Raw genomic sequence first — 14,405 nt, forward strand, 5'->3', positions numbered from 1 at the left:
CTGGTGATTGATGCAGACGTGTTTAACGGCTTTGGTAATTAGCCGGAAAGCATTTTCGTTTAGGTTGGTCTCCAGAGAAAAAGATGGGTGATGTTCGTATTTGCAGATCACCCGTTTTGCTTTGAGATCCGGAGAGCTTTTATGACGGAGACGGCGCGGCAGTTTGCGTTGAAATATGATCAGGTGTGCAGCCCGATCCGCTCCCTTGCGGGTGGACTGGGGCGTGGACTTGCATCTTTCATTCTGCTTTGCCTGCTGTTTGTCTCGGTCTTTGCAAGCCATAGTTTCGCGCAGCAAATTGACGGCGGCGCAGATGGCTCGCAGACCGGCGAGCTTGAGATCGTTACAACCCAGGAAGAGGGGTTCGGGCGGATCATTCTCAACTTCAAAGGGCGCAATCTGTTGCCGGGCTACTCAATCAAGCAGGAAAACAGCATTTTTGTTATCCGCTTCGATGAGTCTGTCAATTCCTCCCCGGTTATGTCTTTGCCAACAATCCTGCCGGATTATGTCACGGTTGCGCGACTGGATCCGGACGGGCAGGGCATCCGGATTGCGTTGAAGCCCAATGTGCGTATCAACACTATGGAAGCGGGCGAGCGGTTATATATCGATCTGTTGCCGACCAGTTGGACAGGCCTGCCGCCTTCCTTGCCGCCAGAAGTGGTGCGCGAGCTAGCCAAACGCGCTGAAGAAGCGTTGCGTCTTGCCAGATCTCTCGAGCAGGCCAAAAAAGGCTCGCAAGTACGCCCCAAACTCGATCTGCGGATCGGTGATCATCCGACCTTTACGCGTGCGGCTTTTATCTGGAACATTCCCTTTGACTCCACATTCGAGCGTCAGGGGCCGGAAGTCCGAGTGTTTTTCAACCACAAGGCGGATGCGGATCTATCCAAGCTGCGTGCAGAGCTGCCTCCTTTGGTGAGTGACATTCAGATGTCCCATGAAAATGGAGGCACGCTGTTCAGGATTTTTGTGGCGCCCACATCGGATGTACGTGCTTTTCGCGAAGATGATTCCTACATCGTCGACATAACTGGCGACAAGGTTCTGTTTCAGGCGCAGGGCGCTGAAGACAGTATCACACGTGCCGTCTCTAGTCCCGGCGACAGTGGAGTTCTTATCGCCAATGGGACGGGGGGGAGCGCAGATGCTGCAGCGCCTGCAGGCAACAACCGGTTAGCCGATGCCAACAATTGGCCTGCGGCAGATACGAATAATGCAGCTGACGAGGTCATTCTCGGGCCGGGGCCGAATGGTGAAAGTCAGGACAATGCGCTCTTTGCCAATTCGCAAGTGACCGAGCCAATCGCTCCGACCGTTGCTGGTGCAGCTGACCCGAATGCTCAGAATGCAGCGCTCAATGGGGCGCCCGATGAGCGCTATCTTGCCATACCACCGGCAGCTGCTGAAGTGGAGGCGGTCAATCCGCCCTCGATGTCTGGTGCGACCGCCAAGGTGGAAGCCCCTTCCGAGCTGGTGCCAGCGCCTGCGCAGGTTTCGACGCCAACTCCATCACCGGTGGTGATTGAGGAAACGACGGTACCTAATGTCGACGTTATGCCTGTCGCGCCGGAACAGCAGCAAGCTCAGATGCCAATTGCTCAGGCAGGTACGACCCAGGAGCAGGTTCTACCCGGTGAAGAGAGCATATCAGGTGCGGCCAATGCAGAACGTATGACTGGCGCTTTGCCGGATTTGACCGCGCAAATGCTGCCTGTCGAGGCCAAGGCCTTCGGGCGTTCGGTTCGCCTGTTCTTTCCATTCAAGAATCCCACTGCGTCTGCCGTTTTCAAGAAAAGTGGTGTCATCTGGGCCGTGTTCGATACGCCGCTAGGGCTTGATGTCTCTGCGGCGCGCGGGCAGCTGAATGCCATCGCGGATGATCTGGAAGTATGGCGCTCCGGTCGTATTGCCGTGTTGCGCATTCCGCTCAAAAACTCCCGTCTGGTCACATTTTCCCCTGAGGGATATGGCTGGCTTTTGACGATCGGAGATATGGTGGTCGAACCGACCAAACCGCTGCATATGGCGCGAACCAAGATCAGCGGCGGTCGCTCTGCCATGCGCGTTAAGTTCGAAGGTACAGGAAGTATCCTCAAACTGCGCGATCCGGGCACCGGCGAGAATATTCATGTGGTCACCGGGCTGGGGCCTGCGCGCGGCTTTGTCAAATCGCAGCAACTTGTTGATTTCGCCACTCTGGTTTCTGCGCACGGCATTGCGTTGACCGAAAGAGTGGATGATTTGCAGGTGGCGCGTGATGGCGGGTTCATTTATATCAGCTCGAGCAACGGCTTGACCCTGTCAAACTCGGGAGCAGCGAAGGTCGATCTGAGTGGGCTGACCTCCGGAAATGGTACTGTGAGGGAGACCTATCTTAATCTGGAGTCGCTGATTGCTCCGTCGCCGACGGTTTTTACCCGCGAAAGACAGGCGCTGGAAGCGAAGGTTTCCCAGTTTGATGACCAGATGGCCATTCAGAGCGAAATGGCACTCGCCAAGCTGCTGCTTGCCAATGGTTATGGCACAGAAGCGCTTGGCCATTTGCAGATCATTGAAGATACAGCCCCAGAATTTGCGCGCGGTCGCGGGTTTCGCACATTGTTTGCGGCTGCCGAACTGTTTTCTGGACGGCCGGATTCGGCTTTCCGTCGGCTAAACCATCCCGAATTTGACAATGACGCAGATGCTTCTGTTTGGCGTGGTCTGGCCGCTGCCCGTTCGGGGCGCTGGCGAGAAGCCGAGGACGCTCTGGATCTTGCCTCAACGGTGGCTCAGGATTACAGCATTCATGTGCGCAACATGATGTTGCTGGACGGCGTCGAAATTTCCTTGTTGGACCAGCAGTTTGGCAGCGCATCTGCTGCTTTGGCCGAAGTGAATCCTGCTTATCTGGATCAGGAAGGTGTTGCGCGCTACAATCTGCTACGGGGCAAGATTGCTGTTGCAAGAAATGAATCCGCCGAGGCGCTGGAAGCCTTCAAGACAGCGCGGGAGACCCGATATCTGCCGATTGCGACAGATGCGTGGTTGCAGGAAATCAAGCTCAAGAATCAGGAAAAGCAGCTCACCAATGACGAAGCCATTGATGAGCTTGAGGGACTGACGACCATCTGGCGCGGCGATGACGTGGAACTGAATGCTTTAAGGAGCCTTGCTCATCTTTATGTCGACAAGGGGGAATTCCGCAACGCCTTCGAAACCCTGAAGGCGGCGACCAGTTCGGACGCGGCTTCGGACGTGACACGCGTTTTGCAGGAAGAAATGAACGGCGTGTTTTCGTCGCTCTTTCTTGATGGCAAGGTGGATGAATTGTCGGCCATCAAGGCCTTGTCGCTCTATTACGACTTTCGCGAGCTGACGCCGGTTGGCCGTCGCGGCGATGAAATGGTCCGGCGCCTGGCCGACAAGCTGGTGGAAGTGGATCTGCTGGATCGTGCCGAAGAGCTGCTTAAACATCAGGTTGACAATCGCCTCAAGGGAGCCGCCCGCTCACAGATTGCTGCCGACCTGGCTGTGATCTATTTGCTCGACCGTAAACCCAACAAAGCGCTGGATGTATTGCGCAGGACGCGACAGTCGCAGTTGCCGCTTTCTCTGGAGCGTCAGCGCCGGTTGGTTGAAGCCAAGGCTCTGGCAGAGTTGAACAAGGTGGATCTGGCTCTTGATCTCATCAAACCCCTGCAAGGGGGAGATGTGGAGCAATTACGCGCCGATATTCTCTGGCGCTCCAAACGCTGGCAGGATACTGCCGAGCAAATCGAGCAGATGATGGGAGATCGATGGAGCGTGCCGGATCCGCTGGATCAGGATGAACAGACTAACATTTTGCGGGCGGGTATTGCCTACAGCCTTTCTGATGACCGGTTGGGGCTGGATCGTCTGCGCAGAAAATATGCCAAGATGATGTCGGATACGCCTGTTTCTGGCGCGTTTGATGTGGTGACGCTGCCCATTGAGCAACGCAGCGGTCAGGAGTTCCAGGCCATTGCACAGGAAATTGCGGGTATCAGTACCATGGAGCGGTTCCTCAAAGAATATCGCAGCCGCTATTTGCAGCCCAATGGCGGGGCTGGCAATGTTGCCGAGCAGGCCGTTCCAGCTGCTAACGCTGCAGGCAATGGCGAGACTGCACCGCAAGCCTGATTTCCTCCTGTTGACCATGAAGTCACGATCCGGGGCTTTGGTTGGCATGGTATCTGGGTGGCGCGAAAGGTAGATAGCAAAATAGCGGCGCACCCTGAAGGGCGCACCGCTTGGACTTCTTCTTTTATACTCGCGATAGAAAAGGGGAGGCTAGCTCCCCAGGAAACTACGCACGAGCGATCCTGTGATCAGGTTCCAGCCATCAATCAACACAAAGAAAATAAGCTTGAACGGCAGCGAGATCACGACTGGCGGCAACATCATCATGCCCATCGACATGAGAATGGAAGCGACCACCAGATCGATGATGATGAAGGGCAGATAGATCAAGAAGCCAATCTCGAAACCTCGTCTCAATTCACTGATCATGAAGGCCGGAACGAGAACGCGGAGGCTCAAATCTTCCGGTGTTTCCGGCGCTTCCTGATTGGCCATGTCGAGAAACAGAGCAAGGTCATTCTCGCGCACATGCTGTCGCATGAACAGGTGGAAGGGGCGAGATGTGAGATCAAACGCTTCGGCGGGTTCTATCGTGCCCTGCACCAGTGGTTCGATGCCGGTATTGTAGGCTTCCTCAAAGGTTGGGGCCATGATGAAGGCCGTCAGGAATAGCGCCAGTGATACCATCACCGTGTTGGGCGGCGATGTTTGCAGGCCAAGCGCCGAGCGCAGCAAAGAAAGCACCACAACAATCCGGGTGAAGGATGTCACCATGATCAGGATCGAGGGCGCAAGAGACAGGACCGTGATCAGGGCGACCAGTTGAACTGCCCGCTCTGTCAGGGTCAGGTCATCCCCGAAGCCAATGGATAGCTGCTGGGCGAAGGCCGGGTTGGGATAGATCACCAAGCAGAAGGCCGCGACGGCAATGCAACTCATGACCCCTAGAAGTAGGAAACGGCCCCATGATCGGGGCCGAGTACCTTTATGCTTTTGGTCTCGTGCAGCTGACGTCTCTTTCGAGCTGAATAGGTTCATTTTTTAATTTCGCTCGAAAGCTCATTCAGGAGCCTGTTGATCTCGTCATCGTAGGAAGCAGATTTGGAGAGAGGCTCTATTTCGGGCTCTTGATCGGCCTTGTCTGACGAGGGGGCCTGCGGTTTGGGCTGTGCTTCGTCAGCAGGTGGGGTGGACTGCGCCTGCTCATCACCGCGCTGTTCCGAAGGGGCTTGTTGCTGTTGTGGCATTGGACGGGGCCGCTGTGGCAGCGGGGTTGCCGCTGCCCGTTGATGCGCTTCAGCCTCATTGGCAGCGTCAGGATTTTGCCGAGGAGCCTGTGGTGTCTTTGGCTCTTGCGGCTCCGGGCCGCGAGATTCCGCAGCTTGTGGCCGAGGCCGCTGCGGCTGAGGACGTTGGGCCTGAGAAGGTTGAACCTGTGGAGCTGGCTTTGGATCTGCTCCCTGGTCTCCCCTTTGTGATGCCTCAACAGACGCCTGATCAGGCTGTTGAGTTGGCTGAGAGAGCGTTTCTGTTTCCTTGCCTGCAGCTTTGCTTCCCGCGTCAGCTGAGGCCGAATCCTGTGCATTGGTGGTCTGCTGTTCAGACGGCGTTCTGTTTGCTTCAGCGCGCTGCTTAGGCGTCTCTGGCTCCCTCTTGGCGCTTTCAGGCTGATCAGGAGAAGACGGTTTAGGCGATTTCTGCGTTGCAGGAGCCTGCGCTTCAGAAGCGCGCGCTTCAGTGGGCAGTGCTTCGATAGGTTGGTTTTTGGAAGCGGAGGTCTCTCGTCCAGCGGGATGCGTAGGCTTGCTATCCTGCTCTTTGACAGCCTTGACATCATGTTCGCCGGACGACGGCTTTTCGCCATTATCTGGCTGTGCGATGGGCGAACGCTTTACAGGATCGACATGCTGTCCGCGATCCTGAGGAGCTGCGGGATGGATGGTACGTGGCGCTTCCGGTTTCGGTTGCCGCTGCGCGTCCTGCCTACTCTGCTCAGAGGCCGAGCCTTGATGAATGACAGGGGCTTGCTGTGGCCGTGGGTCTCTTGGTTGCAGGTTGTTCCGTTCGGCCGGATGGACCGGTGGCGCCATGCCGGGGCCACCGGTACGGGCTGCTGGTCTTTGCAATTGGTCCTGTGGGCGCTGCATATGAGGAGCTGTCGGGGAGCCTGAAACCGGTTGGCCTGGCTGTTGTGCCGGGGCTGTCGGACGCTGAGCCTGCATGCGAGGAGCGGCCGTTGATGTTGGTTGGGATGTCTGCTGCTGGGCAGGCATCTGCTGTGCCGGGCTGGACGGTGCAGGAGCTGGCTGCGCTAATGGCGGTTGAACAACCGGTGCGGCCTGTTGTGGCTGCATCTGTGCATGTGATGGCTGCTTCTGCATTTGCTGGGCGGGGATGTGATGTTCGACCAACAGGTCGGATTCTCCGCCGATGAGCAACAGATGCTCGACATGATCGCGCTGCACCAGAAGCAGGCGACGCTTGTGATCCACCGCGATCACTTCCTTGATTGACAGCCTTGGATCTTCACCCTGTCTGGCAATGCGTGCCGATACTAGATTCAGCTTTTTCATGATCCATGTCAGTAGAAATATCAAAATCAGGATCACGCCAAAGCCGATCAGGACCTGAACAAGCACTCCGCTTTCAATGCTCAACATAGGGTTTCCAATCTTGTCTTTATTCAGTCGTTGTGAGTTCAGACTCGTGCTTTCCATTTCTGCGTACAGCGAAAAACATGCCTCGAGCGAATCTGAATCTATGATAGCATTTTAACAATCTTGAAATATTTTTGGCGGTTTTTATTCGCAAACTGCAAATTTTACCCCTTGTAATTTTTAACAGAACAGTCCGGTTTCAGCCGTTTTTTCTTGTGACTTCCAATTCGTTAAGAACTTGTTAACCAATTGATAGGCAAAATTTGCCGTAAGGGCTGATGAAGGCATCGCCTTGCATTGCTGCGCACTTAAATTCACGAGGCAAACCTTTGGCAATTGGAGACCTGAAACTATTTTCGATGCTTCGTTCCAAGATGCATTGGCATCAAACGAGGCAACGCGTGTTGGCCGAGAATATCGCAAACGCGGATAGTCCCCAATATAACGCCAAGGATCTTGCTCCGGTCAATTTCGATAGTGTCCTGAATATCCCGCGCGAAAGCGGGCTGCAGACACGCAAGACCAACAGCCATCACTTGCAGGGAAAGGCGATCTTTCCGGATAACAAGCTGGTTGGCAAGGATGTGGACGGCTTCGAAGTGACACCCTCGGGTAATAACGTGAATCTCGAAGAGCAGATGATGAAAGTGACGGCCAACCAGATGGACTATCAGGCGGTTGCCAGCCTTTATTCCAAGGGCTTGGGGATGATCCGCACTGCTGTCAGAAAAGGTTAGAGGCTGAGCACGTGCCTTGGCGATAGCCCGGGGCTCTGGGCTCGGGATGAGGTTTGAAACGCGTACGGGATCAATGAGGGTTCGACGCCAATTGAAAGGAAGAAGACGAGATGGATTTCCTGAAATCGATCATGATTGCAGCTTCCGGCCTGCATGCGCAAAGCGGCCGCATGCGTGTGATTTCGGAAAACATTGCCAACTCTGATTCTACGGCCAGGGAGCCGGGCGGGGACCCTTATCGGCGTCAGATTCCGTCCTTCCGCTCGCGGTTTGACAAAGAGGTTGAGGCCAATCTTGTCGAATTGGGTCGTGTGTTGCCCGATCAATCGGACTTCCGCATGCAGTATGATCCGGGCAGCCCGGCAGCCAATGACGAAGGCTATGTGAAGCTTCCCAATGTCAATTCCCTGATGGAAGTGACCGACCTGCAACAGGCGCAGAGAAGCTATCAGGCCAATCTGAACGTCATTACCGCCACCCGCCAGATGGTCACCAAGACGCTTGATATTCTCAAGGCGTAATCCGTTCCTAATCGCCCCCAACCCCAATTGGCCGTGCTGGGCCTGACGAGTTAACCAATGATTAATACTTCCTTGAGTGCTGCGAACGCTTATAATCTAGCTCAACAGCTTACGAATCAGACTAACCCGGACCAGTCACTGCAGAAGGCCGCCGATACGAAACCCGATTTCGGAGCGATGGTCAAAGACGGTGTTCAGGGCGTGCTCGACAAAGGGGATGTTGCCGAGAAAACCGCAACATCCATGATTGATGGCAAGGCCGATGTTGTTGATGTCGTAACTGCGGTTGCAGAAACCGAAGTGGCGTTGGAAACGATGGTATCCATTCGGGATCGTGTGATCTCCTCCTATGAGTCGATCATGCAGATGCCAATCTAATGGAATGGGCGCGTTTTGCGCGCCTTTTCGTGCCGGATCGGTTTCTAGCCTCACCATCTGAAGGAGATTTGATATGACCGGTCCGGAAGTACTCGATATTGCGCGTGAAGGCGTATGGGTGCTAATCAAGATCGCTGCGCCGCCAATGGTTGTCGGGTTGGTGATCGGTGTGGTCATTGCTCTTTTCCAGGCGTTGACGCAGATTCAGGAAATGACCTTGGTGTTTGTGCCCAAGATCATTGCCATTTTCCTCACCATTCTCATTACAATGCCCTTTTTCGGGGCGACATTGAGCACTTATATGCGAATGTTGATGGAGCGTGCCATTTCAGGCTGACGGTTCTTACCCAGCGTCTGACGGTGCGAATGAAGCATGCTCATCGACCTCCTTCCTCAAACGGCCTACATCTTTGTTCTGATCTTTTCCCGGATCGGAACCTTGTTCATGTTGCTGCCAGCTTTTTCTGAGCAGGCGGTATCTGTGCGTTTGAGGCTGGTGATTGCCTTGATGACCTGTCTGGTGCTCTATCCCATGGTTTCGGGCAACTATGGGGCCGTGCCGGGCACCTTTACGGGTATTCTCGTTGCCATGGGGCGGGAGATGATTGTGGCCGCCTTGATCGGGCTTTCCGTAAAGCTGGTGATGGCGGCCTTGCAGATTGCCGCGACCACAATTGCTTTCCAGATGGGTTTGAGTTTTGCCATGGGGTCGGACCCGTCTTCTGGCCAGCAGACGGTGCAGATCGGCACCTTTCTGAGCATGCTGGCCGTGACGATGATCTTCATCACCAATCTGCATTACTTGATGATTGCCGCGATGTATGACAGCTATCAACTGTTTCCGGTCAATCAGCCGATTCCGATCGGAGATATTGCCCAATACGCAACGGATATTCTGGCAGAGTCTTTTGTTATCGGCATCAAACTGTCATCACCCTTTATCGTCTATGGGCTGATCTTCCAGTTTGCGTTGGGGCTGTTATCCAGACTTATGCCGCAGTTGCAGGTGTATTTTCTGGCGATGCCTGCCAACATCTTTGTTGGCCTGTTGTTGTTGATGGTGCTTCTGGTCACGATGATGACCTGGTATCTGGGGCATGTTGAAGAGGTGCTTGGCAATTTCATCGTGCGGTGACGAGCCGCGCATTAGGTGAGTGCATTTGGAAAGACAGGATGTAGGAGACTGTCATGGCCGATGAAAATGACGACTCAGAAAAGTCGGAAGAGCCCACGCAAAAGCGTCTTGATGACGCGATAAAGAAAGGCGATGTGGCCAAGAGTCAGGAAGTATCCGCCTGGTTCTCCATGATGGGGACCGGACTGGTGCTTGCTGTGCTTGGTGGCTATATTGCCAAGGGCGTTACCAATAATCTGAAGGGTTTCATCGAGCATTCCTGGGACTTGTCGATCAATGGCTCACTGCTGGCCCAGCTCTGGGCCAAAGTGAGCTATTCAATGCTCGGCATTCTTATTCTGCCCATGCTGGCGCTTGTGACAGTGGCTGTGATCGGCAATCTCATTCAACACAGATTCGTCTTTACCACCGAGCCCATTAAACCAAAGCTCTCTAAGGTCAGCCCGGCCAGTGGTTTCAAGCGCCTTTTTTCCAAAGAGAGCCTTGTTAATTTTGCCAAAGGACTGGTCAAGCTCGGTGTCGTTGGCGCCTTGTTCTGGTTTCTGCTTTATCCCGAGCGCGACAAGCTGGACGTGGTGATCGGGCTGGAGCCGCTTGCGCTGTTGCCGCTAGTGCAAAGTCTGGCGATCAAGCTTATTTTCGGGGTGATCCTCTTTATGGCGGTGGTTGCCGGTATCGACTATCTCTATCAGCGCAATCGCTGGCATGAGAAACAGAAGATGACCATGCGTGAGGTCAAAGAGGAATACAAGCAGCAGGAAGGTGACCCAATGGTCAAGGCCAAGCTGCGGCAGGTGCGCATGGAGCGCAGCCGCAAGCGCATGATGGCCGCTGTTCCCGAGGCCTCTGTGGTGCTGACCAACCCGACGCATTATTCGGTGGCGCTCAAATATGATGCCGGAGCCATGCAGGCGCCTGTCTGTATCGCCAAGGGGGTGGATGACACAGCCATGCGCATTCGAGAGATTGCTCGTGAGCATGAGATTCCGATTATCCAGAATCCTCCTTTGACCCGGGCGCTCTATGCCACCGTTGAAATCGACGATGAAGTTCCTGAAGAACACTATAAAGCTGTTGCTGAAGTGATCAGCTACATCATGAAACTGAAAAATCGGTCAAGTTGGTCTAGCCGCAACTGAAGTTTTCAGGCAACTTGAAGGCCAACGATTCTAGAAGGCATAGCCGCTAAGCAAGGCAGGGACACACCAGATGGGCAAGCTGACAGGTCAGGAAAACATGGAGCCGGCCATGATCGATCACAGTGAAGGATCTGGAAGTATCAAGTGGCTGTTGTTGCTTGCTTTTCTTCTTGTTGGCGTGGCTGTTGCCCTGGTCGTTTTCAAAGGCGAGATCGGTGGCCAGATCCAACTGGTGTTTTTGAGCGTTCTGGCTGGCTTGGGGATTCTCTCCCTGCTGGGCTTCGCTGTGGGGCTGATACAGCTGGGTAATCCGGCGCCTGCACCGCATCTGACGCGACAATTTGTGGATAGTATGAATGAGGGGATCCTTGTCTGCGATGGCAAGGACAGGCTCGTTTATGCCAATACTGAATATGCCCGCTTGACGGGGGCCGAGGATGCTTCGGCCATTCGATCCATAGAGCGCAGCTTTGCTGGCGAACCCGACGCAGCTGAGGCGATCTATCGCCTGTCTGAGGCCGTGCGCTCCGGCCGTCCGGCGCTTGAGGAATTTCGCCTGTTCAAGGCACCCAGCGGTGGAGGCGATGACGAGCATGAAACGCAGGCGCGCTGGTTCCGTATCCGCGTGCGCAAAATGCAGGATATCGGGGTCAGCGGCAAGGTTGAGGATTTGTTCGTCTGGCAGGTCAGCGATATCACGCGCGACCGAGAGCGGCAGGAAAATATCTTTCAGGAACTGCAGCTTGCCATCAATTATCTCGACCATGCTCCGGCAGGCTTCTTCTCGGCTGAGCCGGATGGGCGTGTCATCTATATGAACGCAACGCTGGCGGATTGGCTGGGCTATGATCTGGCGCAGTTCGAGCCGCGGCAATTGAACCTCAATGAGTTGGTTCCCGGGGATGGAACAGCCCTTCTGGAAGCGGCCAACAGCGCGCCGGGAATGCCGAAAACCGAGATGATAGACCTGGATCTGGTCAAGAGCAACGGCCAGAGCTTGCCAGTGCGCCTGATGCATCGGGTGCCGATGGCGTCTGACGGAACGCCGGGTGCGTCTCGTACGCTGGTGCTGAACAGAAGTCCGGGCGAGGATATTTCCGAAGAGTTGCGGGTTGCCGAGGTGCGCTTTGCGCGCTTCTTCAACAACACCCCGATTGCCATTGCCGCGCTGACGGGCGACGGTCGCGTATTGCGCACCAATGCGCCTTTTGCGCGTATGTTCAAGGCTGAAGTGCCCACTGAACAAGGGGTGCAAGAGGGAGAGAGCGAAGAAAAGACGCCGTCTATCCTCAATCTGGTCGCCGAGAAGGATCAGGAGAATCTCACCGCAGCAATTGAAATGGCTCTTCAGGGCCAGAGCAATATTCTGCCGGTGGAATGCCTGCTTGCCGAAGACAAGAATCGCACCGTGCGCTTCTTCCTCTCCGGAGTGGAAGATAGCGAAGGGGATGATGAGCAGATCATTGTCTATGCGCTTGAAACGACAGAGCAGCGGGCGCTTGAGGAGCAATTTTCCCAGAGCCAGAAAATGCAGGCCGTTGGCCAGCTGGCCGGTGGTGTTGCCCATGACTTCAACAATGTGCTGACCGCGATTATCGGCTTTTCCGATCTGTTGCTGACCAGCCATCGTCCGAGTGATCCTGCCTTTCAGGATATCATGAATATCAAGCAGAATGCCAACCGCGCCGCATCGCTTGTGCGGCAGCTTCTGGCCTTCTCTCGCCGCCAGACGCTGCGCCCGCAGGTACTTGCGTTGGGGGATGTTCTGGCTGACCTCTCGATCCTGCTGGATCGTCTGCTTGGCGAAAAGGTCGATCTTGATCTGGTGCATGGACGCGATCTCTGGCCGGTCAAGGCAGACCTCAACCAGCTTGAGCAGGTGATTGTCAACCTGGCGGTGAATGCGCGCGATGCCATGCCAGATGGGGGGCATCTGACCATTCAGACGCGCAATATGGGCAAGGATGAAGCCGAGGAAATGCCCTACAAGCAGCTGGAAACGGCTGACTATGTGCTTTTGGAAGTGGTCGATAGTGGTACTGGTATTCCCGCCGATATTCGCGACAAGATTTTTGAGCCTTTCTTCTCGACCAAGGATGTGGGCAAGGGCACCGGCCTTGGCCTGTCGACCGTTTACGGCATTATCAAGCAGACGGGTGGCTTCATCTTCCTTGAGAGCGAGATGGGGCAGGGCACGACCTTCCGCATCTTCCTGCCGCGTTATGTGGAAGAGGCCAAGGCGATAACCATTGATGCGGCGGCAACAGATGATCCCGAGCAGCAGGCACTTGAAGTGGCTGCCGACGAAGCGGGCAAGGAAGTCGTCAGCGAGGCTCCTCCTGCTGTCACCGATTTGACTGGTAACGCCACGATCCTGCTGGTGGAAGACGAAGAGGCTGTGCGTGCCTTTGCCGCTCGTGCTCTGGCCTCGCGTGGCTATCAGGTTTATGAAGCTGGGTCCGGTGCCGAGGCGCTCGAATTGATCCATGAAATCGACGAGCCGATTGATCTGGTTGTATCCGATGTCGTCATGCCCGAGATGGACGGTCCGACTATGCTGGGCGAGTTGCGCAAGATCAGACCTGAGTTGAAAGTCATCTTCATGTCCGGCTACGCTGAGGAAGCCTTCCGCAAGAATTTGCCGGATAATGAAGAATTCGGTTTCCTGCCCAAGCCTTTCTCCTTGAAGCAGCTGGCTACCAAGATCAAGGAAATGCTCGATGACGCATAAGCGTGCGCTTTGGTGACAAACGCGATAAAAGACAAAAAGAAAAGCCCGCCGATCTCATGATCTGCGGGCTTTTTTGTTTATTGCGGTCTGATTGCGTGGCCTAGAGGGCCTTGGCAATCCGGGCTGCCAGACGAGCATTGTTCTTGACCAGAGCGATGTTGGTAACAAGGCTGTCGCCTTCGGTCAGATCCTTGATGCGCGAGAGCACGAAGGGTGTGACTTCCTTGCCTGAAACGCTGCGCCGGTTTGCTTCGCTGATGGCTTCAAGGATGAAGGTTTCCATTTCGTTGCGCGGGATCTCGTCGGCTTCGGGCACAGGATTGGCAACAATCATGCCGCCTTCGAGGCCAAGGGCCTTGCGCATGGCATAGAGGGACGCGATATCCTTTGGGTCATCCAGGCGCAGCGGACAGGAAAAACCGCTTTCACGGGACCAGAAGGCTGGAAATTCGTCAGTTCCAACGCCAACAACCGGCACCCCAAGAGTTTCAAGCACTTCAAGCGTCTTGGGAATGTCGAGAAGCGCCTTGACGCCAGCTGAGACCACCATGACAGGGGTTTTTGCCAGTTCCTGAAGGTCGGCAGAGATATCAAAGCTCTCTTCTGCGCCCCGATGGACACCGCCGATGCCGCCTGTGGCAAAGGTGGAGATGCCTGCCAACGATGCGCAGATCATGGTGGCCGCGACGGTGGTCGAGCCGCTCTTGCCTGCTACAAGGGCATAGGCGAGATCGGCGCGGGAAAGCTTCATGATGTCGTTGCGCTGTGCCAACTCTTCAACCTGTTCGGTTGTAAGACCCACATTGATCACACCATCCAGAATGGCGATGGTTGCCGGACAAGCGCCTTCTTTGCGGATGATGTCTTCCACTTCCAGTGCGGTGGACACATTCTCGGGATAGGGCATGCCATGGGTGATGATGGTTGATTCAAGGGCCACGATGGGCTTGCCTGCGGCGCGGGCAGTTGCCACTTCGTCGCTATAGATGATGGGCAAGGAGGAGGTTTCAATGCTCAT

11 protein-coding genes are annotated in these 14,405 nt (G+C 55.1%); 8 read left to right on the forward strand and 3 right to left on the reverse strand.

What is annotated here, in order from left to right; all coding sequences use genetic code 11:
* The first annotated feature begins 141 nt into the window (after positions 1 to 141).
* On the forward strand, positions 142 to 4,149 hold the full coding sequence (locus BM258_RS17100; RefSeq protein ID WP_139229304.1) for a hypothetical protein: 4,008 nt from the start codon (positions 142 to 144) through the stop codon (positions 4,147 to 4,149).
* A 150-nt stretch (positions 4,150 to 4,299) separates the two neighbouring features.
* Here the strand turns inward: BM258_RS17100 and fliP are convergent, their stop codons facing one another.
* Positions 4,300 to 5,028: a flagellar type III secretion system pore protein FliP gene (gene fliP, locus BM258_RS17105; RefSeq protein ID WP_090074347.1), complete on the reverse strand. Its 729-nt coding sequence runs from the start codon at positions 5,026 to 5,028 to the stop codon at positions 4,300 to 4,302.
* A 95-nt stretch (positions 5,029 to 5,123) separates the two neighbouring features.
* Complete coding sequence (locus BM258_RS17110; protein WP_175528134.1) at positions 5,124 to 6,749, reverse strand: flagellar biosynthetic protein FliO; 1,626 nt, start codon at positions 6,747 to 6,749, stop codon at positions 5,124 to 5,126.
* A gap of 356 nt (positions 6,750 to 7,105) precedes the next feature.
* On the opposite strand from BM258_RS17110, the gene flgB reads away from it, so the two are divergent.
* From flgB to cckA, 7 genes are all read left to right on the forward strand, one after another.
* Positions 7,106 to 7,483 (forward strand): flagellar basal body rod protein FlgB, encoded by a 378-nt coding sequence (flgB, locus tag BM258_RS17115; protein ID WP_210186789.1) that lies wholly within the window; start codon positions 7,106 to 7,108, stop codon positions 7,481 to 7,483.
* Between the two features lie 110 nt (positions 7,484 to 7,593).
* A complete protein-coding gene (flgC, locus tag BM258_RS17120) occupies positions 7,594 to 8,004 on the forward strand; it encodes a flagellar basal body rod protein FlgC (protein ID WP_090074352.1) in 411 nt (136 codons plus the stop codon).
* A gap of 57 nt (positions 8,005 to 8,061) precedes the next feature.
* Positions 8,062 to 8,382: a flagellar hook-basal body complex protein FliE gene (locus BM258_RS17125; protein ID WP_090074354.1), complete on the forward strand. Its 321-nt coding sequence runs from the start codon at positions 8,062 to 8,064 to the stop codon at positions 8,380 to 8,382.
* Positions 8,383 to 8,455: 73 nt separating this feature from the next.
* Positions 8,456 to 8,719 (forward strand): flagellar biosynthesis protein FliQ, encoded by a 264-nt coding sequence (gene fliQ, locus BM258_RS17130; RefSeq protein ID WP_090074356.1) that lies wholly within the window; start codon positions 8,456 to 8,458, stop codon positions 8,717 to 8,719.
* A gap of 36 nt (positions 8,720 to 8,755) precedes the next feature.
* Positions 8,756 to 9,517 (forward strand): flagellar biosynthetic protein FliR, encoded by a 762-nt coding sequence (gene fliR, locus BM258_RS17135; RefSeq protein ID WP_090074358.1) that lies wholly within the window; start codon positions 8,756 to 8,758, stop codon positions 9,515 to 9,517.
* 53 nt (positions 9,518 to 9,570) lie between these two features.
* Positions 9,571 to 10,656: a flagellar biosynthesis protein FlhB gene (gene flhB, locus BM258_RS17140; protein ID WP_090074360.1), complete on the forward strand. Its 1,086-nt coding sequence runs from the start codon at positions 9,571 to 9,573 to the stop codon at positions 10,654 to 10,656.
* 70 nt (positions 10,657 to 10,726) lie between these two features.
* Complete coding sequence (gene cckA, locus BM258_RS17145) at positions 10,727 to 13,387, forward strand: cell cycle histidine kinase CckA (protein ID WP_244544747.1); 2,661 nt, start codon at positions 10,727 to 10,729, stop codon at positions 13,385 to 13,387.
* A 100-nt stretch (positions 13,388 to 13,487) separates the two neighbouring features.
* On the opposite strand, the gene BM258_RS17150 is transcribed toward cckA, so the two are convergent.
* On the reverse strand, positions 13,488 to 14,405 hold the full coding sequence (locus tag BM258_RS17150) for a pseudouridine-5'-phosphate glycosidase (RefSeq protein ID WP_090074361.1): 918 nt from the start codon (positions 14,403 to 14,405) through the stop codon (positions 13,488 to 13,490).

This window comes from Cohaesibacter marisflavi (assembly GCF_900115225.1).
Lineage (GTDB): Bacteria > Pseudomonadota > Alphaproteobacteria > Rhizobiales > Cohaesibacteraceae > Cohaesibacter > Cohaesibacter marisflavi.

Bases quoted from the DNA above. Each gene is read 5' to 3' on its own strand.
- BM258_RS17100 (WP_139229304.1), top strand. From the start codon at position 142: ATGACGGAGACGGCGCGGCAGTTTGCGTTGAAATATGATCAGGTGTGC.
- fliP (WP_090074347.1), bottom strand. From the start codon at position 5,028: ATGAGTTGCATTGCCGTCGCGGCCTTCTGCTTGGTGATCTATCCCAAC.
- BM258_RS17110 (WP_175528134.1), bottom strand. From the start codon at position 6,749: ATGTTGAGCATTGAAAGCGGAGTGCTTGTTCAGGTCCTGATCGGCTTT.
- flgB (WP_210186789.1), top strand. From the start codon at position 7,106: ATGCTTCGTTCCAAGATGCATTGGCATCAAACGAGGCAACGCGTGTTG.
- flgC (WP_090074352.1), top strand. From the start codon at position 7,594: ATGGATTTCCTGAAATCGATCATGATTGCAGCTTCCGGCCTGCATGCG.
- BM258_RS17125 (WP_090074354.1), top strand. From the start codon at position 8,062: ATGATTAATACTTCCTTGAGTGCTGCGAACGCTTATAATCTAGCTCAA.
- fliQ (WP_090074356.1), top strand. From the start codon at position 8,456: ATGACCGGTCCGGAAGTACTCGATATTGCGCGTGAAGGCGTATGGGTG.
- fliR (WP_090074358.1), top strand. From the start codon at position 8,756: ATGCTCATCGACCTCCTTCCTCAAACGGCCTACATCTTTGTTCTGATC.
- flhB (WP_090074360.1), top strand. From the start codon at position 9,571: ATGGCCGATGAAAATGACGACTCAGAAAAGTCGGAAGAGCCCACGCAA.
- cckA (WP_244544747.1), top strand. From the start codon at position 10,727: ATGGGCAAGCTGACAGGTCAGGAAAACATGGAGCCGGCCATGATCGAT.
- BM258_RS17150 (WP_090074361.1), bottom strand. From the start codon at position 14,405: ATGAGCATTGAAACCTCCTCCTTGCCCATCATCTATAGCGACGAAGTG.